Here is a 25,830-nt window from a genome sequence, read left to right as displayed (position 1 = left end):
TGATTCTCAAGGCCACAAAAATACCAACAAATCGGACGGCGTGGGGCCAGTGTTTCGCTCGTGTCTTCAATGAGTCTTGGAGATTTTCCGAAAAAGATGGAAATCCAACCAATGGTTTAGGTTGCTGATAACATTAGCAATTTTTTCTTGGTGCCCCTGGCCGGAATCGAACCAGCACTCCTTGCGGAACTCGATTTTGAGTCGAGCGCGTCTACCAGTTCCGCCACAGGGGCCCTCGGTCGGCCCCTCCGATGGAGGGCGTCGCGAAGCCGGCGGACTATAGCCATGGGGAAGACGGGGTCAACCCGCGCCAAAGTGATACCCGATGTTCTCGACAGGGGCTTGGGTCGGGGCTAGAGCCTTGAAGCCAGCCCCACCTGAAGAGGCCGCCGTGACGACCCAGAGTGCCGCAATGCCCGCGTTTCGCCCCGCTGTCGGCGGCCCGGCGCTGACCGCCGCGCTGGCCGTGACCGTGATCGCGGCTGCGACGATCGCGGGGGCCTGGTTTTTTCAGCTCGTTCTGGGGATCGTGCCCTGTCCGCTCTGCCTCGAGCAGCGCTACGCCTATTACCTCGCGATCCCGCTCGGGGCGCTCATGGTGCTGGCGGCGCGGGGCGGGGCGCCGCGGCCGCTGCTGCTGGCCGGGCTCGCGATCCTCGCGCTGGCAACGCTCGCCAATGCCGGGCTCGGCACTTACCATTCCGGCGTCGAATGGGGGTTCTGGAAAGGGCCAACCGATTGCTCCGGTCCGATCGTCAATCTCGGCAGCGCCGGCGACCTGCTGTCGCGGCTCGACACCGTCAAGGTGGTGCGCTGCGACGAGGTGCAGTGGCGCTTCCTTGGCCTCTCGCTTGCCGGCTACAATGTGCTGATCTCGCTAGCGATGGCCGCGATCGCGGCCTGGGGCTTCGTGCGAACGGCGCGGCGCGCCTAGCTAGATGGCGCTCGCGCCTTCGTGCTCGAAACCGAGATAGCTTGCCGCCACCCGTTCGTTCGCCGCGATATCGCTCGCCTTGCCGCTGAGCACGAACTCGCCGAGCTCCATCACATAGGCCTGGTCGGCGATCTTCAGCGCTGCCTGGGCATTCTGCTCGACAAGCAGCACGGAGACGCCGCTGGCCTTTAGCTCGGTGACGATGCGGAAAATGTCGGCGACGATGATCGGCGCGAGGCCGAGGCTCGGCTCATCCAGCATCAGCAGCTTCGGTTCGCCCATCAGCGCGCGGCCCATCGCAAGCATCTGCTGCTCGCCGCCGGACAAGGTGCCGGCGAGCTGTTTGCGGCGCTCCTTGAGGCGCGGAAACAGCGTGTAGATCCGCTCGATCGAGCCCCGCGCCCTGCTCCGCTCGATGCGGAAAGCACCTAACTCGAGATTGTCCTCGACATTCATGGTCACGAACAATTCGCGGTGCTCAGGGACCAGGCCGAGGCCCATCGCGACGCGATCCTCGATGTCGAGCCGGGCCAAATCCTGGCCGGCAAAGTTGACGCGACCCTTGAGCGGGAGGATGCCCATGATGGCCGATAGCAGCGTGGTCTTGCCCGCGCCGTTGGCGCCGACGATGGTGACGATCTCTCTCGCGCCGACTTCGAGCGCAACCGAGCGCACCGCTTCGACCTTGCCGTAGGCGACATGCGCGTCGGTGACCGATAACAGCGCGCTCATGCCGCCACTCCGAGATAGGCCTTGATCACTTCGGGATTGGTCTTGATCGTGGCGGGCGTTCCTTCCGCTATCTTGGTGCCGAAATCCAGCACCACGATGCGGTCGGCGAGATTCATCACGAAGCCCATGTCGTGCTCGACCAAAAGGACGCTCATGCCGCCGTCGCGCAGATCGCGCAGCAGCTTCGCAAGCTGTTGCTTCTCCATGTGACGCAGGCCGGCTGCCGGCTCGTCGAGCAGCAGCAGCATCGGGTCGACGCACAACGCGCGCGCGATCTCGACGATGCGCTGCTGGCCGAGCGAAAGGCTGCCTGCAAGCTGATGCATCTGCTCCGCGAGGCCCACGCGCTCGATCTGGCGGGCGGCCTCCGCCAGCAGTTTGGCTTCATCGGCGCGGTCGAGCCGCAGCATCGCGGCGAGCGGCCCGGAATGACCGCGAAGATGCGCACCGATCGCGACATTCTCCAGCACGGTCATGTCGGGCACGAGCTTGACGTGCTGGAAGGTCCTGCTGATGCCGAGCTTGACGATCTCCTGCGGTGGCGCGCGGTCCACCCTTTTGCCGAGCACCGAGATCGAGCCCGAGGTCGCCGACAGCACGCCGGTGATCAGGTTGAAGGTCGTGCTCTTGCCGGCACCGTTCGGTCCGATCAGGGCGACGATCTCGCGGGCCTGGACGTCGAACGAAACATTGTTGACCGCGACCACGCCGCCGAACTGTTTCCGCGCTTTTTCGACTTGGAGCAACACGCTGCCCTCGGCCCGCGAGCGGGTGCGCTGTTCGAGTTTCAGCGAGGTGTCAGGCTTCTTGCCGCCCCTGCGTTCGGGCAGCAGCGACATCAGCCACGGCCACACCCCGCCGGGCGCGAGCTGGAGCAGGGCCACCAGCATGATGCCGAACACGATGGTCTCGACTTGGCCGGAGCCGGGCAGGATCAGGGGCAGATAGCTCTGCAGCACCTCTTTCAGGATGACCACGATCGCTGCGCCCAGCACGCCGCCCCAGACATAGCCGGCGCCGCCGACGACCGCGATGAACAGATATTCAATGCCGGCCTGCGCGCCGAACGGCGTCGGGTTCACCGCGCGCTGGAGGTGCGCATAGAGCCAGCCGGAGAGGCCGGCGAGCACGGCGGCGTGGATGAACACCAGCATTTTTGCGCGCGGGGTCTGCACGCCGAACGCTTCCGCCGCGACATGCCCGCGCCGCAGCGCGCGAATGGCGCGGCCGGTGCGGGAGTCCAGCAGGTTCATGGTGACCAGCGCCGAGAGGATCACCGCGACCCAGATCGCAAAGTAGATCGAGGCGGGATCGAGCATCCTGAACGAGCCGATCGACAGCGGCGGGATCGCCGAGATTCCGTCGTTGCGTCCCAGGAATCCGAGTTTGCTGAAGAGGTAGAACAGGCCAAGCCCCCAGGCCAGCGTGCCGAGCGGCAGATAATGCCCGGAGAGGCGCACCGTGATCAGACCGAGCAGCACCGCGAGCAGCCCGCTGACCACGAGCGACAGCGGCAGCGTCAGCCAGGGCGACAGCCCGTAAGCGGTCGTGAGCAGCGCCGTGGTGTAGGCGCCGAAGCCGACAAAAGCCGCCTGGCCGAACGAGGTGAGGCCACCGACGCCGGTGAGCAGCACGAGGCCCATCGCGACCAGCGCGGAAAGACCGATATTGTCGAGCAGCACGATCCAGAACGGTGGCATGCCCGGAACGAACGGAATCGCCGCCATAACGAGTGCGAAGACGAGGATGGGAAGCCGGCTCTGCATGTTGGTGTCAGTCCTTCTCTTCCTCGACCGCAGGCGCCGCGAGCGAGCGCAGCAGCAGCACGGGGATCAGGAGCATGAACACGATCACCTCCTTGTAGTTGGAAGCATAGAAGGACGAGAATGCCTCGACGATGCCGACGAACAGCGCCGCGACGGCAGTCAGCGGATAGCTGACGAGACCGCCGATGATCGCGGCCACAAAGCCCTTCAACCCGATCAGGAAGCCGCTGTCATAGTAGAGCGTCGTAATCGGCACGATCATGATGCCGGACAGCGCGCCGATGACGGACGCCAGAAGGAAGGCGATCTGGCCCGATAGCGTGGTGCGGATGCCGGCCAGCCGCGCCCCTAACCGGTTGACGGCGGTGGCGCGCAGCGCCTTGCCGTAAAGCGTCAGGCCGAAGAACAGCCAGAGGCCGACGATGAAGGCGACGGTGATGCCGTAGACCGTGATGCTCTGGCCGGTGAAGCGCAGCGAGCCCGCGGTGAAGGCGCCGGAGAGCACGGCCGGTCCGCGCTGGCCCTCGGCGCCGAAGAACAAGAGCCCCAGCCCTTGCATCGCCAGATGGACGCCGACCGAGGCGATCAGCAGCACCAGCACCGAAGTGTGCGCCAGCGGCTGGAACGCGATGCGGTAGAGATAGAGGCCGATCATCGCCACGATCACCAGCGACAGTGCGATGCAGACCGCGACCGGCGGCTTCTGGGCGGCGAAGTAGATCGTCAGCGCCAACACGATCGCCGGCAGCACGATGTTGGCGAGCACGCTGCGCAGGATCAGCCGGCCATGTAGCGCCTTGCGCGCGACGAACAGGTCGAAGGCGCAGGCACCTATGCCCATGGCCAGCGCCAGCTTGGCCGTGCCCGGCATCTGGCCCGACGCCAGCGAGGCATAGGTCAGCGCGCCATAGGTGACGAACTCGCCCTGGGGGATGAGGATGACGCGGGTGACGGCGAACACGAGCACCAGCGCCAGGCCGAGCAGCGCATAGATCGCGCCATTGGTGATGCCGTCCTGTAGCAGGAACAGCATGATGGTGGTGTTCAAGACCGGACGCTCCCCCTCGAAGATTGGGGACCCGTCTCCGCGCTTGCGGTGGATGGTCCCTCACAGCCATTGAAATACGCTGACGATATTTGATATGATCCATAACAATTATCAAATATAACATCAAGGGTGGGAAACGACCCGTCCCGAATTTAGCGGGATTGCGAGCATGAGGCGATGACCGTTTCGAAAAGCGCTGAGAAGTCCTCCGAAAAACCCGGCGAGGCCACCAAAGGCCGCAAGGATGCGCCCGAGGGCCTGCCCGAAGCCCTCCAGCTCGGCGAGCTGTCCGAACAGCTCGGCTACGTGCTGAAACGGGCGCAGCTCAAGGTATTCGAGAATTTCCTGCGCTGCATGGCCTCGCTCCAGCTCACGCCGGCGCAATTCTCGGTGCTGTTGCTGGTCGAGAAGAACCCGGGCCGGAACCAGACCGAGATCGCCTCCACCCTCGGTATCCTCAGGCCGAATTTCGTCGCCATGCTCGACAATCTCGAGAGCCGCGACCTCTGCGCCCGGATCCGCTCCACCAACGACCGGCGTTCGCACATCCTGGTGCTGACCGATAAGGGCAAGGCGGTCCTGACGCGCGCCAAGAAGCTCGTCGCCACCAAGCACGAGTCGCGGCTCAACGAGCTGCTCGGGCAAGCCAACCGCGAAGCGCTGCTGCACATGCTGTCGAAGATCGCCAACGAATTTTGAGGGTTACGCCGCTGCGAACCGGTCGGCCAGTGCAGGCGTCTCCGCGGAGAGGAAGCGGCGCACGCGAGCAGCTCGCCGAGCGCGAGCGGATCGAGGTCTGCCACGTCCTGGTCGCTCTCAGCCATGCGCGGTGTCCCCGAACGCGCATTAGGGCAGGCGACGGTGAAATGAGCCCAATCATTTGTCCAAACACCGGGCTTGCCGCGCGAGCTTACAGGCGGCGCGGCCAGCCGCCAAATCCGCGGCCTGCGGCGTGGATTCAGAGATCGCTCACCATGGCGACGCCTGGGACTCAACCGGGGCAGGCGGCAGGTATCAGTCGACCAGGATCACCCTGATGTCGTTCACATTGGTCAGCGTCGGGCCGGGCATCAGCAGATCGCCGGTCACCTCGAAGAACGTCGTCGCGTCGTTGTTGTCGAGATAGGCTTGTGGCTGAAGTCCCTCCGCCTCCATCCTGGCGAAGGTCGCCGCGTCGATCAGCGCACCGGCGGGATCGGTGGGGTTGCCCGCGCCGCCGTCCGCGCCGTCGGTGTCGCCGGCAAGCGCCGAGATGTCGGGCGTATTCTTCAACAGTGAGGCCAGCGCCAGCGCGTATTCCTGGTTTGGGCCGCCGCGGCCATTGCCTCGCACGGTCACCGTGAGCTCGCCGCCGGACAGGATCGCGACGCGCTTGCCCTGCGCCCGGGCGGCAAGCGCGAGCCTGGCGTGATCGGCGGCGACCTCGCGGGCCTCGCCCTCGAGATCGGCGCCGAGATCGATGGTCTCATAGCCCGCGTCCTTGGCGAGCTTCACCGCAGCGTCGAGCGATTGCTTGGGCCGCGCGATCAATTCGAAATGCGCGCGGGCAAAGGCGGCGTCGCCGGGCTTGCAGCTTTCATTGGCGGGATCGTCGAGCGCGCGCCGTACGGCATCGTCGATGGCGAGCTTGTACTTTGCAACGATCGCGCGTGCGTCGGCCAGCGAGGTCGGATCGGGCACGGTGGGACCCGAGGCAATCGCGGAGGGATCGTCGTGCGGCACATCGGAGATCGCCAGCGTCACGATCTCGGCGGCATTCTTGCCGGCGCGCGCCAGTCGGCCGCCCTTGATGCGCGAGAGATGCTTTCGCACGACATTCATCTCGCCGATCGGCGCGCCCGAGCGCAGCAGCGCCTTGTTGACCGCCTGCTTCTGCGCAAAGCTGATCCCATCGACCGGCGCGATCCAGTTCGCCGAGCCGCCCCCGGTGAGCAGCACCAGCAGCAGATCGTCAGGACCGGCTTCGCCTGCGAGCGCGAGCGTGTCGGCCGCACCCTTCAGGCCGGCCTCATCGGGCACCGGATGGCCGGCTTCGACGATTCGGATGCGGCGGGTCGGCGCGCCGTAGCCGTGGCGCGTGGTGGCGATGCCGACGAGGCGCTCCGGAGCCAGCTTGAGGGCATCGAGATAGTGCCGTTCCGCGGCGGCGGCCATCGCGGCGGCGCCCTTGCCGGCGGCAAGGCAGATCACCCGGCCCTTCGGAGCGGGGCGCAGATGCGGCGCCAGGATCGTATTCGGATGGGCCGCGGCAACGGCGGCGTCGTAGAGCGCGCGGAGCAAGGGACGTCGGTCGGTCATGACGATGGCCTTCGGCAAACTCGTGAGCAGACTAGAGCTGTGGCGAGAACGTCGCCATTCCCCTGCCTAGCGCATCGGACGCGAAAGGGTAAGCTTGCTTTACCATCATTCGGTTGTGCAATCGCGTGATGATAATCGGCATGCAGCAAAACCCCCTGCGATCGTCTCGCAGGGGGGCTGCTTCTCTCCGCGTCGGAGCGGCTAGCCGCCGACGTCGGCGCTGATCACGTCGCCGAACAGATCCCACTTCTCGCCCTTGAACTTCTCGAGCTGAAGCTGGCTGATCGGCGCAAAGTCGGTCGGCGAGGTGTTGATCTGGATACCGGGCAGCAGCACCTCGGTGCGGAAGTTCTTCAGGCTGGCGGCCTGTTTCATGACGTTCGCGCGGGTGAGATCGTCGCCGCACTGCTTCAACACCTGGACCAGGGTCTGCGCCACGCCGTAGCCGACGATGGTGCCGTGGTCGAGCTTGTCGCCTTCGGGGAAGTATTTGGTCATGAAAGCGAGAAATTCCTTCATGCCGGGGTCGTTGTTCCACTGCGGATCCGAGACGTCTTTCAGATAGTCGGCGGAGATGATGTCCTGCGCATTCTCGAAGCCCGCGGGCTTGAGCACGCTGCCGACGGAGCCGGAGACGTTGTTGAGGAAATGCAGCGGCTTCCAGCCGACCTCCGCCACCTTCTTGATCGCCTGCGCCGCGAATTTCGGCGTCGTGATGTTCATGAACACGTCGGCGCCGGTCGACTTCAGCTTGACGATGTGGCTGTCGATGGTCGGCTCGGTGGTCTCGTAGCTTTCCTCCGCAACGATCATCGAGGACGCCTTGGAGCCGAGGCCGTCTTTCAGGCCCTTGAGATAGTCCTTGCCGTAATCGTCGTTCTGGTAGAGCACGGCGATCTTGGCGTCGGGCTTGTTCTTCAAAAGCCATTTCGCGTAGATCTGCGTCTCGCTCTGGTAATTGGGTTGCCAGCCCATCGTCCAAGGGAAGTTCTGCGGATCGTTCCACTTGGTGGCGCCGGTGGCGACGAACAGTTGCGGTACCTTCTTGGTGTTCATGTATTTGTGGATCGCCGAGTTCGACGGCGTGCCGAGCGAATTGAAGATCAACAGCACTTCGTCGCTTTCGACCAGCTTGCGCGCTTGCTCGACTGCCTTCGGCGGCGAGTAGGCGTCATCGTAGGAGATGAAGTTGATCTTGCGGCCGTTGATGCCGCCCTCGTCGTTGATCTTCTTGAAATAGGCGGCTTCGGTCCGTCCGATGATGCCGTAGGCGGAGGCCGGTCCGCTGTAGGGCATGATGTTGCCGATCTTGATCTCGCTATCGGTCGCGCCGGTATCGTATTTCTTCTGGGCGGACGCGATGGAGGTCGAGGCCGCAATGAGCGCGAGCGCCAGTGACGCGGCCGCAAGCTTGCCGGTGACAGCGGGCATTCCAATCTCCCTTTTTCCTTGGTGTGTGCGCTCCTTTTCTTGGCTTCATTGTTCTTGAGCCGCGCGAGGCCAATTCAATACGATTTGGCTTGGGCCTTCAACAGAAAGCCCCCCGCGAGGTCGTCGCAGGGGTTGCGTCTTTAGTAGTCAGGAGCGCCTGTGCAACTGCGAGAAGGGTGGGGACCTTCCTGGTTGCTTCACATCCATCGAGCCATTCTGAGTTGCCGTTAACGAGCGGGCTCGCTCGAAATGACGTCGCCGAACAATTCCCAGGCCTTGCCCTTGAACCGCATCATCTGAAGCTGCTCGATCGGCGCGAAATCGTCGGGCGCGGTGTTGATCTTGATGCCGGGAAGCAGCGTGTCTGGCGCGAAATCGTGCAGGCTCGCAGCCTGCTTCATGACGTTGTCGCGGGTCAGATTGTCGCCGCACATCTGCAGCACCTTCACCATGGTCTGTGCGGCGGCGTAACCGAACACCACGCCGGCGTCGAGCTTGTTGGCCTTCGGATCGTACTGCGCGACGAAGTCGTAGAACTTCCTCATGCCGTCATCCGCATTCCATTGCGGGTCGGAGCCGTCCTTGATGTAGCTCGCCGACAAGATGCCCTGCGAGATCTCGAAGCCCGCGGGCTCGATCACTCCCCCGACCGACGCAGACACGTTCGAGATGATGTGGACCGGGTGCCAGTTGATCTCGGCCGCCTTCTTGATCGCCTGCGCGGCGAATTTCGGCGTGGTGACGCTGATGAACACGTCGGCGCCCGCGGCCTTCAGCTTCACGATGTGCTCGTCGATCGCGGGCTCCGATGTGTCGTAAGCCTCCTCGATCACGATCATCGAGGCCTTGGCGCCGAGGCCGTCCTTCAGCCCGCTCAGATAGTCCTTGCCGAAATCATCGTTCTGGTAGAGCACGCCGATCTTTGCGTCCGGCTTCTCCGTCATGATGTACTTGGCGTAGACCTTCGCCTCGCTCGCGTAGCTCGGCTGCCACCCCATCGTCCAGGGATATTGCTTCGGGTCGTTCCACTTCGAGGCGCCGCTCGCCACGAACAATTGCGGCACCTTCTTCTCGTTCATGTATTTGCGGATGGCGCCGTTGGTCGAGGTGCCGAGCGAGCCGAAGATCAAGAGCACATTGTCGCTCTCGACCAGCTTGCGGGCCTGCTCCACCGTCTTCGGCGGCGAGTACCCATCATCGTACGAGATAAATTTGACCTTGCGGCCGTTGATGCCGCCCTCGGCATTGATCTTGTTGAAATAGGCTTCCTCGGCCTTGCCGATCGCGCCGTAAGCGGAGGCTGGTCCGCTATAGGGCATGATGTTGCCGATCTTGATCTCGGTATCCGAGGCGCCGTTGTCGTAGGCTTTCTGCGCCAGGGCGGGATTGCCCATCGCAGTGCACAACGCGAATGCGGCCGAAAACGCCGCAACCTGAAATCGAACGACGGTCATCGCTCTCCCACCTCACCTGGATCGGCGCCGCATTGAACAAGATTGATCCGTGACGTCAACAAGAAGCCCCCACGATCGCTCGTGGGGGCCTCGTCAGTTTGGACCATTGCGACGACGCGTTATTCCGGAGCGACGTCGCCGTTCATGATGTCGCCGAACTGTTCCCACTTCTCGCCCTTGAAACGCTGCATCTGCAGCTGGCTGATCGGGGCGAAGTCGTTCGGACCGGTGTTGATCTTGACCCCGGGCAGGAGCGTGTCCGGCGTGAAGTCCTTCAGGCTCGCCGCCTGCTTCATCAGATTGGCGCGGGTGAGATCGTCCCCGCACTGTTCCAATGCCTTGACCAGCGTCTGAGCGGCGCCGTAGCCATAGACGACGCTGGAGTCGGTCTTGTCGGCGCCGGGCATGTACTTGTCGAGGAACTCGACCCACTTCTTCATGCCGGCATCGTCGGCCCAGCGCGGATCGGCGCCGTCCTTGGCGTAAGCCGCCGACAGCACGTCCTGCGAGGCTTCGAAGCCCGCAGGCTTCATCACGCTGCCGACCGAAGCCGACACGTTGGTGATGATCTGGAGCGGCTTCCAGCCGAGCTCGGCGGTCTTCTTGATGGTCTGGGCGCCGAACTTCGGCGTCGTGTAGATCAAGAGCACGTCGGGATTGGCGGCCTTGATCTTGACAATGTGGCCGTCGATCGACGGCTCGGAGACCTCATAGCTCTCTTCCATGATGATCATGGACGAGGCTTTGGCGCCAAAGCCGTCCTTGGTGCCCTTGAGGTAGTCTTTGCCGAAATCGTCGTTCTGATAGAGGATCGCGACCTTGGCGTCGGGCTTCTCCTTCATCAGCCACTTCGCGTAGATCTGCGCTTCGCTCTGGTAGGACGGCTGCCAGCCCATGGTCCAGGGAAAGTGCTTCGGGTCGTTCCACTTGGTCGCGCCGGTGGCGACGAACAGCTGCGGCACCTTCTTGGCGTTCAGATATTTCTGGATCGCGGTGTTGGAGGGCGTGCCCAGCGGGTTGAACACGGCGAGTACCTCGTCGCTTTCGACCAGCTTGCGGACCTGCTCGACCGCCTTCGGCGGTGAATAGCCGTCATCATAGGTGACGTAGACGATCTTGCGGCCGTTGATGCCGCCCTTGTCGTTGATCATCTTGAAATAGGCTTCTTCGGTCTTGCCGATGATGCCGTAGGCCGACGCCGGACCGCTGTACGGCATGATGTTGCCGATCTTGATCTCGGTATCGCTCGCGCCGGTGTCGTAGGTCTTCTGAGCGAATGCTGCGCCGGAGGTGAGGGTCGCGAGCGCCGTTGCAAGTGCGGCGGTTCGCAGTGTTCTTCCGAAAGGCAATTGGGTCTCCTTGGTTAGACAAACAGTGTTGACGAGCGTTTTCAGCTTTTTCTGAGCCGTCCGGCGAGTTGCTGGCCCATGATCGCGAGTTGCCTTGCCCCGTGCGGCACGAGGTAGATGACGAGGAACAGGAGCACGCCGAACACGGCGCCGGAGAGGCCCTTGGAAATGCCCTCCGCGATGTTGGGCACGAAGATGATGAAGGCGGCGCCGATGATCGAGCCGGGCAGCCAGCCGACGCCGCCGACGACCATGCCCAGGAACAGCTGGATCGCGAGCGTGATGGTGAAGCTGTCGGGCGCGACGAACTGCACCGCGATCGCGCTGAGGCCACCGGCGACGCCGGTGATGCCGGCCGAGACGCCGAAGGCGAGCGTCTTGTACAGCGCGACGTTGACGCCCATGGCCGAGGCCGCGATCTCGTTGTCGCGGATCGCCATGAAGGCGCGGCCCGAGCGGGAGCGCAGCAGGTTGACCGAGAAAATGTAGATCGCGAGCACGACGACGAGCGTAAAATAGTACAGCCACATGTCCTGCGACATCTTCAGGCCGAACGGCGCGTCGGGCTTGGTGACGACGAGGCCTTGCACGCCGCCGGTCCAGGGCTCGAGGAAGTTCAGCTTGAGGAGCTGCGGCATCGCAGTGGCGAGCGCGAAGGTGGCAAGCGCGAGATACACGCCGGAAAGCCGCAGCGCCGGCTGGCCGAACAGGAAACCCGCGCCAAAGCACAGCACGCCAGCGACCGGCAGGCACAGGAAGTACGGGATGTTGAATTGCTCCATCATGACCGCGGTGATGTAGGCGCCGATGCCGTAGAACGCGCTTTGGCCGAGCGAGAACTGGCCGCTTCCGCCGGTCAGGATGTTCAACGCCAGCACGGCGAGGCCGAGATAGAGCAGCTGGGTCAGCTGGAAGATCACGAAGTTCTTCGCAAACACGGGAACGACGAGGAGCAGCAGCAGCACCACCACGGAGGTGCCCGTGCCCAGCGTCATGGCCCGTTTCGGAACAGCCTCGACTGCCTCGTTGCCTTGGGCGGCGACTTCTTCTGCGGCGCTCATGATCAAACTCGCTTGACGATGTGCCGGCCGAACAGGCCAGCGGGTTTGACGACCAGGACGGAGATGATCAGCGCGAGCGCGATCGGGAGCTTCAGCTCATTGCCGACGCCGGGGATATAGGTGCCGGCGAGGTTCTCGAAGATGCCGACCAGGAAGCCGCCGACCACGGCGCCGAAGGGGCTGGTCAGTCCGCCGAGCACGGCTGCGGCGAAGCCGTAGATCAGCACGCCGCCCATCATGTTGGGCTCGAGGAACACGACAGGCGCAATCAGCATGCCGGCGATCGCGCCGATCGCGGTGGCCATGCCCCAGCCGAGCGCGATCATCCAGCTCGTGTTGATGCCGACGAGGCGGGCCGATTCAGGCACGGAGGCGGCCGCGCGCATCGCAAGGCCGATCCTGGTGTACTGGAAGAAGAAATACAGACCGAGCAGCAGCAGCACGGTGACGCCGATCATGCCGGCCTGGTGGGTCGAGATCAGCTGGCTGCCCAGGAACGGCGCGGAGCCGAACGGGGTCGGATATTGCTTGATGGTGAAGTCCCAGATCAGGCCGGCCGACGAGTTGATGATCGCGAACAGCGCGATGAAGCCGGCGACGTTGGTCAAGACAGGCGCTTTCGCCAGCGGCTTGAACAGGATGCGCTCGATGGCGATGCCGGCGACGAAGGAGAAGAGCAGCGTGATCAGGAAGGCGCCCCAATAGGGCACGCCCCACTGCATCAGCTGCCAGGAGATGAAGGTGGAGAACATCGCCATCTCGCCTTGCGCGAAGTTGAGATGGTCGATGGCCTGGTAGATCATGACGACCGCGAGCGCCATGCAGGCGTAGATCGCGCCCGTGGCAATGCCGGCCAGGACCTGGTTGGTAAACAGTTCCATCGTGCCGGCTCCTCAGTAACCCAGATAGGATTTGCGGATTTCTTCGTTGTTCGCGATGTCCTTGGCATTGCCCGACATCACGATACGGCCGGTCTCGATCACATAGGCCTGGTCGGCGAGTTCGAGCGCAAGCTGGGCGTTCTGCTCGACCACCAGGATCGACACCTTGTCCTCGCGGTTGATCTTGCCGAGGATGCCGAACAGGTCGCGCACGACGAGCGGCGCAAGCCCAAACGACGGCTCATCGAGCAGCATCAGCCGCGGCCGCAGCATCAGCGCACGCGCAACCGCGAGCATCTGCTGCTCGCCGCCCGAGAGCGTGCCGGCCTGCTGGGTATGCCGCTGCTTCAGAACCGGGAAATGCGCGTACATGCGCTCGATGTCGGAGACGATGCCGGCATTGTCCTTGCGGGTGATGGCCCCGAGCTGGAGGTTCTCCTCCACCGTCATGGTGGTGAAGGTGCCGCGGCCCTGCGGCACATGGGCGATGCCGAAGCGCACGATGCTTTCGGTGGATTTGTTGTTCAGCGGCTTGCCGTCGAACTCGATGCCGCCGGTGGAGCGCACCATGTTGCAGATCGCGCGCAGCGTGGTGGTCTTGCCGGCGCCATTGGCGCCCAGCAGCGTCGTCAGCGAGCCCTCGTTGAGCGAGAAGGTGAGGCCATGGAGCGCCTGGACCTGGCCGTAATAGGCGCGCAGGTCCTTGACGTTGAGCAGAACAGTCATTGGTCCTTGCTCCCGAGATAGGCCTTGATGACGTCGGGGTCCGCCTGCACCTGGGCGGGCGTGCCTTCCGCGAGCTTCTTGCCGAAATTCAGCGCGACGACGTGGTCCGCGATCGACATCACGAGGCCCATGTGATGCTCGACCAGCAGCACCGTCATGTGGCGCTCGTCACGGATTTTGCGGATGAGGTCGCCGAGCACGTAGACCTCTTCATGGTTGAGACCGCCGGCGGGCTCGTCGAGCAGCAGGATCTTCGGATCGGCCGCGAGTGCCCGCGCCAGCTCGACGCGCTTCTGCGTGCCGAAGGGCAGGCCGGAGACGGTGGTGTGGGCGACCTCCTCGAGGTCGAGATAGGCGAGGATCTCGCGCACCTTGTTGTTCACGCCGGTTTCGCTGCGGCGAATCCAGGCCAGGCGCAGCGAGTCGCTGATGATGTCGCTGGAGGTACGGGCGTGGGTGCCGACGCGGACATTGTCCATCACCGACAGGTTCGGGAACAGCGCCACGTTCTGGAAGGTGCGGCCGATGCCGATCTCGGCGATCCGGTGCGGCGGTCGATTCAGGATGCTCACACCTTCCATCAGGATGTCGCCGGATGACGGCTGGTAGAGGCGTGAGAGGCAGTTGAAGAGCGTGGTCTTGCCGGCGCCATTGGGGCCGATCAGTCCGAGGATCTGGCCCTTATGCATGTCAAAGGACACGCCGTTGAGCGCGACGATGCCGCCGAACACGACGCTGACGCCGCGAACGGCAAGCAGGGGCGATGTCCCCTGCGCGAGCTGTGCCTGCGTCATGTCGTCTCGCCCACAGACATCAGTGGGCGAACGGGCGACGCGAGTCGCTCCCTGACACGACAAAGGCTATCTGAACCCCTCGGCCACACGCGCAACTTTTCCTCCTGATTTCAGCTTTTTGCTGACTTCATTTTTGGATTGCGGCATCAGACCCCCAAGCGCCGCTTCGATGTTCCTTACCATCGCCAGCAAGCGCGGTCCAATGTCGTTGATCAATCGCTCTTCCGTGAAGCGGAATGCGGGGGCGCCGCAATTGAACGCGTAGGGACCGGTTCCGTCGTTGAGCTTGAGCGCAACGCCGGCTGCGCCGATGTCGTCGTGCCAGTCGCCGACGGAGATCGCGAAGCCATGCTTGGCAACCGTCTCGCCGGAACGCTCCAGGCCGTCGCGCATCTTGGGCCACCGGCTGCCGTAATGCTCGCGCAGTTCGCGCAGCAATTCGGTGCGCTCGTCATCGTTCAGCGCCCAGAAATAGGCGCGCCCCATCGCGGTGGTTGCAATCGGCACGCGCGATCCGACGTCAAGTTGAACTCCGACCGTCTCGGTGCCGCGGCTCTGCCCGAAATAGATCATGCTTTGGCGATCGCGGCCGCCGATTGCGACGGCGCCCCCCGTCGCGCGCATCACGTCCTCGCGAAACGGTTCCGACAAATGCCGAACGCCGAGATTGGCCAGCGCGGCGTAACCGAGCGCCATTGCGGCGGGCGCCAGCTGATACTTTTCGAAACGGGGAACCGGTGTCAGATAGCCGAGCTTTGTCAGCGTGTAGGTCAGCCGCGACACCGTCGGCTTCGGCAGGTTGGTGCGGGAGGCAATCTCCTGATTGCCGAGAAGTCCGTCGCTCGGTTGGAATGCTCGCAATACATCAAGCCCGCGGGAAAGCGCGACGACGAAATTCCGATCGGTCGCGGTCTTCTTTCCTGTACGCTTCATCCCTGATCTGCTTCTTGCGCGGAGTCGTTGACAAGCCACGTGCTTCAAAATAACCCTGCCGTCAAGATGCGGAATTAAATTCCGCACCGCGAAATCGAACAAAAGTAAATCCCCACCAAGGAGGGAAGCCGTGAGCGAAGTGGTCAAGCTTGAGCGTCATGACGAAGTCGGGATCGTCACGGTCAATAGCCCTCCAGTCAATGCGCTGAGTGCCGCAGTTCGTGGCGGTATCCTGGAGTGCATGAAGGCCGCGATCGCAGATCCCGCCATCAAGGGCATCGTGCTGACCTGCGCCGGCCGTACCTTCATCGCGGGCGCCGACATCACCGAGTTCGGCAAGCCGCCGAAGGCCCCCGCGCTCAACGACGTGCTGGCGGAGATCGAGAACTCGCCCAAGCCGGTCGTGGCCGCAATTCACGGCACCGCGCTCGGCGGTGGCCTCGAAGTGGCGCTTGCCTGTCATTTCCGCGTGGCCGTGAAGGAAGCCAAGCTCGGCCTGCCCGAGGTGAAGCTCGGCCTGTTACCGGGCGCCGGCGGCACCCAGCGCCTGCCGCGCGCGGTCGGTCCCGAGCTCGCGGTCAAGATGATCGTCGGTGGGGATCCCATCGGTGCGGCTGAAGCGCTCAAGACCGGCTTGATCGAGGAGATCGTCGAAGGCCCGGCCTCCGGCGGAGAAGCCTTCGTGCGCAAGCTGCTGGCCGAGAAGCGCCCGCTGCGCCGGCTGCGCGACGATGATTCAAAGATCGCGGCAGCGAAGGCCGATCGCTCGATCTTCACCAATGCGGTCGCGGCCATGACCAAGAAGGCGCGCGGCCTGGAAGCGCCGTTCGCCGCTGCCGACGCGGTCGGCTACGCCATCGACCTCCCGTTCGACGAAGGTCTGAAGAAGGAGCGCGAGGGTTTCCTCAAGCTCGTCGCCAGCGACCAGTCCAAGGCGCAGCGTTACGCCTTCTTCGCCGAGCGCGAAGCCGCCAAGATCGCAGGCGTGCCCGAAGGCACCAAGTCGCGCCCGGTCAACCGTGTTGCCATTCTCGGCGCCGGCACGATGGGCGGCGGCATCGCGATGTCCTTTGCCAATGCCGGCATCCCCGTCACCCTGATCGAAACAGGCGAGGAGCAGCTCAAGCGCGGCATGGGGATCATGCAGAAGAACTGGGAAGCGACCGCCGCCCGCGGCGGCATTCCGGCCGATGCGCCCGCCAAGCGCATGGCGCTGATCAACGGCGTCGTCGGAATCGAGAATGTCGGCGATGCCGACCTCGTCATCGAAGCGGTGTTCGAGACCATGGCGGTGAAGCAGGAAGTGTTCGGCAAGCTCGACAAATACGCCAAGCAAGGCGCCGTGCTCGCGTCCAACACCTCGTACCTGAACATCGACGAGATCGCGAAGGCGACCAAGCGTCCACAGGACGTGCTCGGCATGCACTTCTTCTCGCCGGCCAACGTCATGAAGCTGTGCGAGATCGTGCGCGCCGACAAGACCGCACCGGATGCGCTGGTTACCGCCGTGAGCATCGCCCGCAAGATCGCGAAGGTGCCGGCCGTGGTCGGCGTCTGCGACGGTTTCGTCGGCAACCGCATGCTGGCGCAGCGTGGCAAGCAGTCCGAGAAGCTGTTGTTCGAGGGCGCGCTGCCGCAGCAGGTGGACGCTGTCGTCACAAAATTCGGCATGCCGATGGGCCCGTTCGCGATGGGCGACCTCGCCGGCCTCGACATCGGCTGGCGCTCGCGTAAGGACCGCGGCATCAAGTCGGAAATCGCCGACGCGCTGTGCGAAGCCGGCCGCTTCGGCCAGAAGACCGGCAAGGGCTACTACAAGTATGAGCAGGGCTCGCGCGCGCCGATGCCAGATCCCGAGGTCGAGAAGCTGATCGACGAGACGCTGCTGCGTCTCGGCCGCAAGAAGCGCGTCGTCAGCGACGACGAGATCCTCGAGCGCATGATGTATCCGATGATCAACGAAGGCGCGAAGATCCTCGAAGAGGGCATCGCGGCACGCCCCTCCGACATCGACGTGGTCTGGCTCTACGGCTATGGCTGGCCGATCTATCGCGGTGGCCCGATGTTCTGGGCCGACAGCGTCGGCCTCAAGCATATCGCCGACCGTCTTTCCTACTACGCCAAGGAAACCAACGACCCCAGCCTCGAGCCCGCCCCGCTGCTGAAGAAGTTGGCTGCCGAAGGCAAGACGTTCGCGTCGCTGGCGGCCGAGTCGAAGGCGGCGTGAACAGGTTGGGCTCGGTGATCACGAATGCCTTTCCAGGGCAGCGCTCTCTCCGTTCCGTCCCCCCTCGTGGGGGAGGGGCGGGGAGGGGGGAAGCCCCGGGCGAGGTCGGCGCTTGTGGCCACCCCCTTGCTCAACCCTTCCCCACAAGGGGGAGGGGAGCCCATCCGCCGGTGCCCACCTCACACGGCCCGGCTACTACCGCTTTGCAGAGTATCGATCGCCCATGACCCATCCCGGCGAACAGTTTTACCCTGAGGGCGTGCATTGGGACGACAGCATCGTCCAGGGCACGCTGCCCGACCTGCTCTCGACGGCCGCCGCAACTTACGGCCCGCGCATCGCGGTTGAATTTCGCGATCGTCCGATCACCTATGCCGAGCTGGCCGCTCAGGCCGAGCGCGCGGCGGCCGCGTTCCTGCGCGCCGGCTGCGGCAAGAACAGCTCCGTCGCGCTGTTCCTCGGCAATACGCCGGACCATCCCGTCAATTTCTTCGGCGCGCTGAAGGCAGGCGCCCGCGTCGCTCATCTGTCGCCGCTCGACGGCGAGATCGCGCTGACGCACAAGGTCTCCGATTCCGGCTCGCGCCTGCTCGTCACCTCGAACCTCCAGGCCTTGTTGCCGACCGCTCTGAAATTTCTGGAGAAGGGGCTGATCGATCGCCTGGTCGTCTGCGAGGACGACAGCTGGGGCAAGGCCGGCACGCCGCAGGCGGCGATCCCCGATGATCCCCGCATCGTCACCTTCAAGGCCTTCGTCGAGGGCGCGCCGCTGCCGGCACAATGGCCCGCAGTTTCGGTCGATGACGTCGCCTTGCTGCAATATACCGGCGGCACCACCGGCCTGCCGAAAGGCGCGATGCTTACGCATGGAAATCTCACCTCGGCGGTGTCCATCTACGACATCTGGGGCAAGCCGGCCCGTGAGGCGCGTGGCGACGTCGTCGAGCGCGTGATCTGCGTGCTGCCGCTGTTCCACATCTATGCGCTCACCGTGGTGTTGCTGTCGTCGCTCCGCCGCGGCAATCTGATCTCGCTCCACCAGCGCTTCGACGTCGAAGCCGTGATGCGCGACATCGAGGTCAAGCGTGCGACCTATTTCCCCGGCGTGCCGACGATGTGGATCGCGATCGCGGCACTGCCCGATCTCGACAAGCGCGACTTCTCCTCGCTCACCGCGATCGGCTCCGGCGGCGCACCGCTGCCGGTCGAGGTCGCGAGCTTCTTCGAGCGCAAGGTCGGCAAGAAGCTGAAGAGCGGCTGGGGCATGACCGAGACCTGCTCGCCCGGCACCGGCCATCCGCCCGTCGGACCCGACAAGCCCGGCTCGATCGGGTTGATGCTGCCCGGTATCGAGCTTGACGTCGTCTCGCTCGAAGATCCCACCAAGGTGTTGCCGCCGGGCGAAGTCGGCGAGATCCGCATCAAGGGCCCGAACGTCACCAGAGGCTACTGGAATAGACCCGCCGGATCCGCGGAGGCTTTCGTCGACGGCCGCTTCCTCACGGGGGATATCGGCTATGTCGACACCGACGGCTATTTCTTCCTGGTCGACCGCAAGAAGGACATGATCATCTCGGGCGGCTTCAACGTCTATCCGCAGATGATCGAGCAGGCGATCTACACCGTTCCTGGCGTGCATGAAGTGATCGTGCTCGGCATTCCCGACCCCTATCGCGGCGAGGCCGCGAAGGCCTTCATCAAGCTGAAGCCGGGCGCCAAGCCGTTCTCGCTCGACGAGCTGCGTGCGCAGCTTGCCGGCAAGGTCGGCAAGCACGAAATGCCGGCGGCGGTCGAATTCGTCGACGACCTGCCGCGCACGCCGGTCGGAAAATTGTCGCGCCACGAACTGCGCCAGCAGCAGAAAACATCACAATCCACGCAACCAGGAGGTCGCTCTTGACCGACGCCGTCATCGTTTCCACCGCCCGCACGCCGATCGGCAAGGCCTATCGCGGCATGCTCAACGCCACCGAGGGCGCGACGCTGCTCGGTCACGCCATCAGCGAAGCCGTCGCGCGCGCAAAAGTCGATCCGAAGGAGATCGAGGACGTCGTGATGGGCGCCGCCCTCCAGCAGGGCGCGACCGGCGGCAACATCGCGCGCAAGGCGTTGCTCCGTGCCGGCCTTCCCGTGACGGTCGCCGGCACCACGATCGACCGACAGTGCGCCTCGGGCCTGCAGGCGATCGCGCTGGCCGCGCGTTCGGTGATCTTCGACGGCGTCGAGATCGCGGTCGGCGGTGGCGGCGAGTCGATCTCGCTGGTGCAGAACGACAAGATGAACGGCTTCCACGCCCAGGATCCGGCGCTGCTCAAGATCAAGGGCGAGGTCTACATGCCCATGATCGACACCGCCGAAATCGTCGCCAAGCGCTACGGAATTTCGCGCGAACGCCAGGACGAATATTCGCTGGAGAGCCAGCGCCGCACCGCAGCCGCGCAGCAGGGCGGCAAGTTCAAGGACGAGCTCGCGCCGATCACCACGCAGATGGCGGTTACCGACAAGGCGACCGGCACGGTCTCGATGAAGGAAGTGACGCTATCCCAGGACGAAGGTCCACGCCCCGAGACGACGCTCGAAGGCCTTGCCGGCCTCAAGCCCGTGCGCGGCGACGGCTTCTCCATCACCGCCGGCAATGCCAGCCAGCTCTCCGACGGCGCCAGCGCCTCGGTGATCATGAGCGACAAGGAGGCGGCGAAACGCGGTCTCAAGCCGCTCGGCATCTTCCGCGGCTTCGTCTCGGCCGGCTGCGAGCCCGATGAGATGGGCATCGGCCCGGTGTTTGCCGTGCCGCGCCTGCTCAAGCGCCATGGCCTCAAGGTCGACGATATCGGCCTCTGGGAGCTGAACGAAGCCTTCGCGGTGCAGGTGCTCTATTGCCGCGACAAGCTCGGCATCGATCCTGACAAGATCAACGTCGATGGCGGCGCGATCTCGGTTGGCCATCCCTACGGCATGTCCGGCGCACGCCTGACCGGCCACGCCCTGATCGAAGGCCGCCGTCGCAAGGCCAAGTACGCGGTCGTCACCATGTGCGTCGGCGGCGGCATGGGCGCGGCTGGTCTGTTCGAAATTTTGCAGTAATTCATAGGAGGATCCGATGGATCTCGCATTCACGAAAGAAGAGCAGGCGTTTCGCGAGGAAGTGCGTTCATTCTTCCGCGAGAACGTGCCGCCGGATACGCGGCGCAAGCTGGTCGAAGGCCGTCACCTCTCGAAGGACGAGATGGTGACGTGGTGGCGCATCCTCAACAAGAAGGGCTGGGGCGTCAGCCATTGGCCCAAGCAGTATGGCGGCACGGGTTGGACCTCGGTGCAGCACTACATCTTCAACGAAGAGCTGCAGTCCTATCCGGCGCCGCAGCCGCTCGCCTTCGGCGTCAGCATGGTCGGCCCCGTCATCTACACCTTCGGCAATGAAGAGCAGAAGCAGAAGTATCTGCCGCGCATCGCCAATGTCGACGATTGGTGGTGCCAAGGCTTCTCCGAGCCCGGCTCCGGTTCGGACCTCGCCTCGCTCAAGACGAAAGCGGAGCGCAAGGGCGACAAGTGGATCATCAACGGCCAGAAGACCTGGACCACGCTGGCCCAGCACGCCGACATGATCTTCTGCCTCTGCCGCACCGATGCGTCCGCCAAGAAGCAGATGGGCATCTCCTTCATCGTATTCCCGATGAAGTCGAAGGGCGTCACCGTGCGCCCGATCCAGACCATCGACGGCGGCCACGAGGTCAACGAAGTGTTCTTCGACGACGTCGAGGTTCCCTACGAAAACCTGATCGGCGAAGAGAAACAAGGGCTGGGATTACGCCAAATTCCTGCTCGGCAACGAGCGCACCGGCATTGCGCGCGTCGGCGTCTCCAAGGAGCGGCTGCGCCGTATCCGCGACCTCGCCGGCAAGGTCGAATCGTCAGGCAAGCCGATCATCCAGGACGCGGCGTTCCGCGAGAAGCTGGCGGCCTGCGAGATCGAGCTGAAGGCGCTCGAGCTGACGCAGCTGCGCGTCGTCGCCGATGAAGGCAAGCACGGCAAGGGCAAGCCCAATCCGGCGTCCTCGGTGCTGAAGATCAAGGGCTCCGAGATCCAGCAGACCACCACCGAGCTGCTGATGGAAGTGATCGGCCCGTTCGCCGCGCCCTACGATGTGCACGGAGACGACGGCTCGAACGAAGCCATGGACTGGACCGCCCAGATCGCGCCGAGCTACTTCAACAACCGCAAGGTCTCGATCTACGGCGGCTCCAACGAGATCCAGCGCAACATCATCGCCAAGGCGGTGCTGGGATTGTGACGCTCTCTCCTCGCCCTCTCCCCGTTCTTACGGAGAGGGTAGGGGTGAGGGGCCTCTCTCCGTGCGAGATTTATGACCTAGGGAAACAGAGATGGATTTTGATTTGACCGAGGAGCAGCGGCTCCTGAAGGACAGCATCGACGGCCTGCTGACCGATTGCTACGATTTCGAGAGCCGCAAGAAGTACATGAAGGAGAAGGGCGGCTGGAGCAGAGCCGTCTGGGGCAAGCTCGCCGAGCAGGGCCTGCTTGGTCTGCCCTTCAGCGAGGCCGATGGCGGCTTCGGCGGCGGCGGTGTCGAGACCATGATCGTGATGGAAGCGCTCGGCAAGGCTCTGGTGCTCGAGCCTTATCTCGCGACCGTCGTGATCGGCGGCGGCTTCCTGCGCCACGCCGGCACCGACGCGCAGAAGGCCGCGCATGTCCCCGGCATCGTCGACGGCAGCAAGACGCTGGCGTTTGCCCAACTCGAGAAGAACTCGCGCTACGATCTGTTCGACGTCGCCACCACGGCGAAGAAGAAGGGCGACGGCTGGGTCATCGACGGCGAAAAATTCGTCGTGCTCAACGGCGAGAATGCCGACACGCTTGTCGTCACTGCGCGCACCAGGGGCAGCCGCCGCGACACGTCAGGCATCGGCGTGTTCCTGGTCCCCGCGGATGCCAAGGGCGTCACCAAAAAGTCCTACCCGACCCAGGACGGCCTCCACGCCGCCGACATCACCTTCACCGGTGTCGAGGTCGGCGCGGATGCGGCGATCGGCAATCCCGATGACTCGCTGGCCCTGATCGAGCGCGTGGTGGACGAAGCCCGCGTCGCGCTCTGCGCGGAAGCGGTCGGCCTGATGGACGAATCGCTCAAGACCACGGTCGAGTACATCAAGACCCGCAAGCAGTTTGGCGTCGCGATCGGCTCGTTCCAGTCGCTGCAGCACCGCGCCTCCGACATGTTCGTCGCCGCCGAGCAGGCGCGCTCGATGTCGATGTTCGCGACCATGGCGAGCGATTTCGAGGACGCACACGAGCGCTCCAACGCGATCGCTGCGGCCAAGGCGCAGATCGGCAAGTCGCTGAAATTCGTCGGCCAGCAGTCGATCCAGCTCCACGGCGGCATCGGCATGACCATGGAGGCGAAGATCGGCCACTACTTCAAGCGCCTGACCATGATCGAGAACACCTTCGGCGACACCGACCACCACCAGCGCCGCGTCGCGGATTCGGGTGGGTTGATCTAGATCTCTGCTTCGTCATTGGAGCGGAGCGAAGCAATCCAGAATCTATCCGCGGAGATAGTCTGGATTGCTTCTCGCGTCGGTCCTTGCAATGACGGAACAAGCGGCATCAGCGGAGCAACGACAATGAAAAACACCCCGTTCGATCTCACCGGAAGAGTCGCAGTCGTCACCGGCTCCAGCCGCGGCATTGGCCGCTCCTCCGCCGAGCTGCTCGCCAAGTTAGGGGCCAAGGTCGTGGTGTCCTCGCGCAAGGCGGACGCGTGCAAGGAAGTCGCCGACGGCATCAATGCCTCAGGCGGCGACGCCACCGTCATCCCCTGCAACATCGCGCGCAAGGCCGAGGTCGAGGCGCTGATCTCGGGTGCGACCCAGCACTACGGCAAGATCGACATCCTGGTCTGCAACGCCGCGGTGAACCCGTATTACGGCCCGCTGCTCGACATCACGGACGAGGCCTTCGACAAGATCATGGGCTCGAACGTCAAGAGCAACATCTGGCTCTCCGCGCTCGCAATCCCGCAGATGGCGGCACGCGGCAACGGCTCGGTCGTCATCATCTCCTCGATCGGCGGCTTGCGCGGCTCGACCGTGATCGGTGCCTACGGCATCTCCAAGGCGGCCGATTTCGCGCTGTGCCGCTCGCTTGCCGGCGAATGGGGCCCGAAGGGCGTCCGCGTCAACTGCATCGCGCCGGGCCTCGTCAAGACCGATTTCGCCCGCGCGCTGTGGGAAGACGAAGCCAACCTCAAGCGCCGCACCGCGACCACGCCGCTGCGCCGCATCGGCGAGCCCGACGAAATCGCCGGCGCCGTCGCCTATCTCGCCTCGGATGCCTCGAGCTTCATGACCGGCCAGACGATCGTGATCGACGGCGGCGTCACCACGGCGGCGGTGTAGGCTTCGCGCCACTTGCGATTGTATCTCAGCGCCGCTTCGCTTACCCTCTTCTTGAGGGGGCGGGTCGAGCTACGCTGGTCCCGGACCCCTCCAGGGGAGGGTAAGCGAGAGCCAGCTTGACCTCTCCGCGGCAATCCCGTTTCTTTGGCGCGACACAATGACCCCTCCCGGGGTGAGCGCAAGAAAACGCCAAGGTAAGCTTCCATGTCTTTCGTCCTCGCCATCGACCAGGGCACCACCTCCTCGCGCGCAATCGTCTTCCGGAGCGACATTTCGATCGCGGCCCGCGCGCAGCAGGAGTTTCAGCAGCATTTTCCGGCCTCGGGCTGGGTCGAGCACGAGCCTGAGGACATCTGGACCTCGACCGTGATGGTCTGCCGCGACGCGATCGAGCAGGCCGGCATCACGGCCAAGGACATCGCGGCGATCGGCATCACCAATCAGCGCGAGACCACCGTGGTGTGGGACCGCACCACGGGCCAGGCCGTGCACCGCGCCATCGTCTGGCAGGACCGCCGCACCGCCGGCATCTGCGCCAAATTGAAAGCAGATGGCCGCGAGCCGCTGATCTCGCGGAAAACAGGCCTGATCATCGACCCCTATTTCTCCGGCACCAAGGTCGCCTGGATCCTCGACCACGTCCCCGGCGCGCGCGCGCGTGCCGCCCGTGGCGAGCTGATGTTCGGCACGGTCGATTGCTACCTGCTCTGGCGCCTCACCGGCGGCAAGGTACACGCCACCGACGCCACCAACGCCTCGCGTACGCTGCTGTTCAACATCCACACCGGCCAGTGGGACGACGAACTGCTCGAGATCATCGGCGTGCCGCGCTCGATGCTGCCGGAGGTGAAGGATTCCTCCGCCCGCTTCGGCGAGAGCACGCCTGATTTGTTCGGCGGCCCGATCGCGATCGCAGGCATTGCCGGCGACCAGCAGGCCGCGACGATCGGGCAAGCCTGTTTCCGCCCCGGCATGATGAAGTCGACCTACGGCACCGGCTGTTTTGCGCTGCTCAACACCGGCTCCACGCCCGTGGTCTCCAAGAACAAGCTGCTCACCACCATCGCCTACCAGCTCGACGGCAAGCGCACCTACGCGCTCGAAGGCTCGATCTTCGTCGCAGGCTCGGCGGTGCAATGGCTGCGCGATGGTCTCGGCATCATCAAGCACGCGGCCGAGACCGGCCCTCTTGCTGATCAGTCCGACTCCATGCAGAGCGTTTATCTCGTCCCGGCCTTCGTCGGCATGGGCGCGCCCTACTGGAATCCGCGGGTCCGCGGCGCGCTGTTCGGCCTCACCCGCAACTCCGGCCCGGCCGAGCTTGCGCACGCCGCGCTCGAGAGCGTCTGCTACCAGACCTTCGATCTGTGGGCCGCGATGCGCGCGGACTGGCCGAGCTCGGAAACGGCGAGTGTCGTGCTTCGCGTCGATGGCGGCATGACGGCGTCCGACTGGACCATGCAGCGCCTCGCCGATCTCCTGGACGCCCCGGTCGACCGTCCCGTGATCCAGGAGACCACGGCGCTCGGGGCGGCCTATCTCGCCGGCCTCAATGCGGGCGTCTATCCCGAGCCGACGAAATTCGCCGACAATTGGCGCCTCGAGCACCGGTTCAGGCCGAACATGAGCCAGGCCACGCGCGATCGAAAGCTCGCCGGCTGGGCCCGCGCGGTGAGGGGTGTACTGGCAAGCGACGAGGGCGAGGAATAGGCGGGTTCTTGTACGGGCTACCGGGCCAAAATTAGCGGCACGCAAAAAGAACAACAACGGGAG

20 protein-coding genes, 1 tRNA gene and 1 pseudogene are annotated in these 25,830 nt (G+C 64.3%); 9 read left to right on the top strand and 13 right to left on the bottom strand.

What is annotated here, in order from left to right:
- Positions 1-148 precede the first annotated feature (148 nt).
- Positions 149-233, bottom strand: a tRNA-Leu gene (locus ACVWZ4_RS08175).
- A 158-nt stretch (positions 234-391) separates the two neighbouring features.
- Here ACVWZ4_RS08175 and ACVWZ4_RS08170 point away from each other — a divergent pair.
- Positions 392-934, top strand: coding sequence for a disulfide bond formation protein B (locus ACVWZ4_RS08170; protein ID WP_456736332.1), 543 nt, complete (start codon positions 392-394; stop codon positions 932-934).
- Here the strand turns inward: ACVWZ4_RS08170 and ACVWZ4_RS08165 are convergent, their stop codons facing one another.
- Genes ACVWZ4_RS08165 through ACVWZ4_RS08155 form a run of 3 tightly spaced genes read right to left on the bottom strand, consistent with a single transcriptional unit; the run spans position 935 to position 4,480 of the window.
- On the bottom strand, positions 935-1,666 hold the full coding sequence (locus ACVWZ4_RS08165) for an ABC transporter ATP-binding protein (protein ID WP_456701137.1): 732 nt from the start codon (positions 1,664-1,666) through the stop codon (positions 935-937).
- Positions 1,663-3,432 carry a branched-chain amino acid ABC transporter ATP-binding protein/permease gene (locus ACVWZ4_RS08160; RefSeq protein ID WP_456701138.1) on the bottom strand — a complete coding sequence of 590 codons (1,770 nt, stop codon included), beginning with the start codon at positions 3,430-3,432 and terminating at the stop codon, positions 1,663-1,665. The genes ACVWZ4_RS08165 and ACVWZ4_RS08160 overlap by 4 nt, the downstream gene beginning before the upstream one ends.
- A 7-nt stretch (positions 3,433-3,439) precedes the next feature.
- A complete protein-coding gene (locus ACVWZ4_RS08155) occupies positions 3,440-4,480 on the bottom strand; it encodes a branched-chain amino acid ABC transporter permease (RefSeq protein WP_456701139.1) in 1,041 nt (346 codons plus the stop codon).
- Positions 4,481-4,657: 177 nt separating this feature from the next.
- Between ACVWZ4_RS08155 and ACVWZ4_RS08150 the strand changes: the two genes are divergently transcribed.
- Positions 4,658-5,179 (top strand): MarR family winged helix-turn-helix transcriptional regulator, encoded by a 522-nt coding sequence (locus ACVWZ4_RS08150; RefSeq protein ID WP_456701140.1) that lies wholly within the window; start codon positions 4,658-4,660, stop codon positions 5,177-5,179.
- Positions 5,180-5,494: 315 nt separating this feature from the next.
- Here ACVWZ4_RS08150 and ACVWZ4_RS08145 read toward each other — a convergent pair whose 3' ends face one another.
- The 9 genes from ACVWZ4_RS08145 to ACVWZ4_RS08105 all read right to left on the bottom strand — a co-directional run bounded on the left by ACVWZ4_RS08145 (position 5,495) and on the right by ACVWZ4_RS08105 (position 15,407).
- Positions 5,495-6,778, bottom strand: coding sequence for a glycerate kinase type-2 family protein (locus ACVWZ4_RS08145; protein WP_456701141.1), 1,284 nt, complete (start codon positions 6,776-6,778; stop codon positions 5,495-5,497).
- 201 nt (positions 6,779-6,979) lie between these two features.
- Positions 6,980-8,209: an ABC transporter substrate-binding protein gene (locus ACVWZ4_RS08140; protein WP_456701142.1), complete on the bottom strand. Its 1,230-nt coding sequence runs from the start codon at positions 8,207-8,209 to the stop codon at positions 6,980-6,982.
- Between the two features lie 227 nt (positions 8,210-8,436).
- Positions 8,437-9,663, bottom strand: coding sequence for an ABC transporter substrate-binding protein (locus tag ACVWZ4_RS08135; protein ID WP_456740048.1), 1,227 nt, complete (start codon positions 9,661-9,663; stop codon positions 8,437-8,439).
- Between the two features lie 119 nt (positions 9,664-9,782).
- Complete coding sequence (locus tag ACVWZ4_RS08130; RefSeq protein ID WP_456740047.1) at positions 9,783-11,012, bottom strand: ABC transporter substrate-binding protein; 1,230 nt, start codon at positions 11,010-11,012, stop codon at positions 9,783-9,785.
- A gap of 41 nt (positions 11,013-11,053) precedes the next feature.
- Positions 11,054-12,073, bottom strand: a complete 1,020-nt coding sequence (locus ACVWZ4_RS08125) for a branched-chain amino acid ABC transporter permease (protein ID WP_456740046.1) — start codon at positions 12,071-12,073, stop codon at positions 11,054-11,056.
- 2 nt (positions 12,074-12,075) lie between these two features.
- Positions 12,076-12,954 carry a branched-chain amino acid ABC transporter permease gene (locus tag ACVWZ4_RS08120; protein WP_456736327.1) on the bottom strand — a complete coding sequence of 293 codons (879 nt, stop codon included), beginning with the start codon at positions 12,952-12,954 and terminating at the stop codon, positions 12,076-12,078.
- Between the two features lie 12 nt (positions 12,955-12,966).
- Complete coding sequence (locus ACVWZ4_RS08115) at positions 12,967-13,680, bottom strand: ABC transporter ATP-binding protein (protein ID WP_456736326.1); 714 nt, start codon at positions 13,678-13,680, stop codon at positions 12,967-12,969.
- On the bottom strand, positions 13,677-14,474 hold the full coding sequence (locus ACVWZ4_RS08110) for an ABC transporter ATP-binding protein (RefSeq protein WP_456701147.1): 798 nt from the start codon (positions 14,472-14,474) through the stop codon (positions 13,677-13,679). The genes ACVWZ4_RS08115 and ACVWZ4_RS08110 overlap by 4 nt, the downstream gene beginning before the upstream one ends.
- Positions 14,475-14,540: 66 nt before the next feature.
- Positions 14,541-15,407 (bottom strand): IclR family transcriptional regulator, encoded by an 867-nt coding sequence (locus tag ACVWZ4_RS08105; protein WP_456701148.1) that lies wholly within the window; start codon positions 15,405-15,407, stop codon positions 14,541-14,543.
- Positions 15,408-15,537: 130 nt separating this feature from the next.
- Between ACVWZ4_RS08105 and ACVWZ4_RS08100 the strand changes: the two genes are divergently transcribed.
- The 7 genes and pseudogenes from ACVWZ4_RS08100 to glpK all read left to right on the top strand — a co-directional run bounded on the left by ACVWZ4_RS08100 (position 15,538) and on the right by glpK (position 25,767).
- Positions 15,538-17,634 carry a 3-hydroxyacyl-CoA dehydrogenase NAD-binding domain-containing protein gene (locus ACVWZ4_RS08100; RefSeq protein ID WP_456701149.1) on the top strand — a complete coding sequence of 699 codons (2,097 nt, stop codon included), beginning with the start codon at positions 15,538-15,540 and terminating at the stop codon, positions 17,632-17,634.
- Positions 17,635-17,857: 223 nt separating this feature from the next.
- Positions 17,858-19,534, top strand: coding sequence for a dicarboxylate--CoA ligase PimA (gene pimA, locus ACVWZ4_RS08095; RefSeq protein ID WP_456740045.1), 1,677 nt, complete (start codon positions 17,858-17,860; stop codon positions 19,532-19,534).
- On the top strand, positions 19,531-20,718 hold the full coding sequence (locus tag ACVWZ4_RS08090; protein WP_456701151.1) for an acetyl-CoA C-acyltransferase: 1,188 nt from the start codon (positions 19,531-19,533) through the stop codon (positions 20,716-20,718). Before pimA ends, ACVWZ4_RS08090 begins: the two co-directional genes overlap by 4 nt.
- A 16-nt stretch (positions 20,719-20,734) precedes the next feature.
- Positions 20,735-21,926, top strand: a pseudogene (gene pimC / locus ACVWZ4_RS08085) (pimeloyl-CoA dehydrogenase large subunit).
- A gap of 91 nt (positions 21,927-22,017) precedes the next feature.
- Entirely contained in the window at positions 22,018-23,160 is a 1,143-nt protein-coding gene (gene pimD / locus ACVWZ4_RS08080; protein WP_456740044.1) for a pimeloyl-CoA dehydrogenase small subunit, read from the top strand.
- 123 nt (positions 23,161-23,283) lie between these two features.
- Entirely contained in the window at positions 23,284-24,057 is a 774-nt protein-coding gene (locus ACVWZ4_RS08075) for an SDR family NAD(P)-dependent oxidoreductase (protein WP_456736323.1), read from the top strand.
- Between the two features lie 204 nt (positions 24,058-24,261).
- The gene (gene glpK / locus ACVWZ4_RS08070; RefSeq protein WP_456701155.1) at positions 24,262-25,767 is read left to right on the top strand and encodes a glycerol kinase GlpK; all 1,506 of its coding nucleotides are present in this window, start codon (positions 24,262-24,264) and stop codon (positions 25,765-25,767) included.
- Positions 25,768-25,830 lie beyond the last annotated feature (63 nt).

The sequence above is a fragment of the Bradyrhizobium sp. USDA 4472 genome (genome assembly GCF_054058595.1).
Note: the sequence above shows the minus strand (reverse complement) of the source record. Positions and strands in the feature narration are given on the sequence as shown.